Source organism: Martelella sp. (assembly GCF_984369615.1).
On sequence record NZ_CFHTCS010000542.1, the window covers coordinates 1 to 2,045 of the forward strand.

Consider the following 2,045-nt stretch of genomic DNA (forward strand, 5'->3'; position numbering starts at 1 on the left):
TCCACCCGCTGACCAGTGCGGCCGATCCGGCCTGGCAGTCGCGCTCGGACTGGGAGATTTTCAAGGGCATCGCAAAGACGTTCTCCGAGGTCGCGCCGGAAGTGCTGGGCGTCGAAAAGGATATCGTGTTGGTGCCGACCCTGCACGACACGCCCGGCGAACTGGCCCAGCCCTTCGATGTCAAGGACTGGAAACAAGGCGAAATCGACCCGGTGCCGGGCAAGACCATGCCGACGGTTGCCGTGGTCGAGCGGGACTATCCCAATCTCTACAAGCGCTTCACCTCCGTCGGTCCGCTTCTCGATAAGCTCGGCAATGGCGGCAAGGGGATTTCCTGGAACACCGAGCATGAGGTCGGCCTGCTCGGCAAGCTCAACGGCACGGTGACGGAAGAGGGGGCCTCGAAGGGCCGTCCGAAGATCGACACCGATATCGACGCCACGGAGGTGATCCTGTCGCTTGCGCCGGAGACCAATGGCGAGGTCGCGGTCAAGGCCTGGGAGGCGCTCTCGGTGATTACCGGGCGCGACCACACCCATCTCGCCCTTCCGAAAGAGGACGAAAAGATCCGCTTCCGCGACATCGTCGCTCAGCCGCGCAAGATCATTTCCTCGCCGACATGGTCGGGGCTGGAATCGGAGAAGGTCTGCTACAACGCCTGCTATACCAACGTCCACGAACTGATCCCGTGGCGCACGCTCTCCGGGCGGCAGCAGCTCTATCAGGACCATTTGTGGATGCGGGCCTTTGGCGAGGCTTTCTGCGTCTACCGCCCGCCGATCGATACCGGAACCGTGACGCCGGCGATCGAGGCGCGTCTCGACGGCCAGCCGCATCTGGTGCTGAACTTCATCACCCCGCACCAGAAATGGGGCATCCACTCCACCTACACCGACAACCTGTTGATGCTGACGCTCAACCGCGGCGGCCCGGTGGTGTGGATTTCGGAGCCGGATGCGGCCCGCGCCGGCATCGTCGATAACGACTGGGTCGAGGTCTACAATGCCAATGGCGCGCTGGTCGCCCGCGCGGTGGTCTCGCAGCGCATGAAGGACGGCACGATCTTCATGTACCACGCGCAGGAGAAGATCGTGAACACGCCCGGCTCGCCGCTGACCGGTCAGCGCGGCGGTATTCACAACTCCGTCACCCGCGTGATCCCGAAGCCCACCCACATGATCGGCGGCTACGCCCATCAGTCCTACGGTTTCAACTACTACGGAACCGTCGGCGCCAACCGCGATGAATTCGTCGTCGTCCGCAAGCTCGAAAATGTCGACTGGATGGACGAAACCCCAAGCCTTGCAGGAAAGGAGGCCGCAGAATGAAGGTCCGTGCACAGATCGGCATGGTGTTGAACCTCGATAAATGCATCGGGTGCCACACCTGCTCCGTCACCTGCAAGAATGTCTGGACGAACCGCGAAGGCGTTGAATACGCCTGGTTCAACAATGTCGAGACCAAGCCGGGGATCGGTTTTCCCAAGGAATGGGAAAACCAGAAGAAATGGAATGGCGGCTGGGTCCGCAAGAAGAACGGCCGGATCGAGCCGAAGATGGGCGCCAAATGGCGCATCCTCGCCAAGATCTTCGCCAACCCGGACCTGCCGGAAATCGACGATTATTACGAACCCTTCGATTTCGATTACGGCCATCTCCAGACCGCCGGCGAAAGCAAGACCATGCCGACGGCACGGCCGCGCTCGAAGCTGACCGGCGAGCGGATGGAGAAGATCGAATGGGGGCCGAACTGGGAGGAAATTCTCGGCGGCGAATTCGAGAAGCGCTCGAAGGATGTGGATTTCGAAGGCGTCGAGAAGGAAATCTACGGCCAGTTCGAAAACACCTTCATGATGTACCTGCCGCGCCTGTGCGAGCACTGCCTGAACCCCACCTGCGTGGCGGCCTGTCCCTCAGGCGCGATCTACAAGCGTGAGGATGACGGCATCGTCCTGATCGACCAGGAGAAGTGCCGCGGCTGGCGCATGTGTGTCTCCGGCTGCCCCTACAAGAAGATCTATTACAACTGGAATTCCGGCAAATCGG

2 protein-coding genes are annotated in these 2,045 nt (G+C 61.3%); both read left to right on the top strand.

The features are described from left to right. The coding region (locus tag AC5DC2_RS23475) for a molybdopterin dinucleotide binding domain-containing protein (RefSeq protein WP_491700230.1) at positions 1-1,328 on the top strand (1,328 nt) is incomplete at its 5' end. Beyond that, the coding region (locus AC5DC2_RS23480) for a 4Fe-4S dicluster domain-containing protein (protein ID WP_491700231.1) at positions 1,325-2,045 on the top strand (721 nt) is incomplete at its 3' end. The genes AC5DC2_RS23475 and AC5DC2_RS23480, both read left to right, overlap by 4 nt.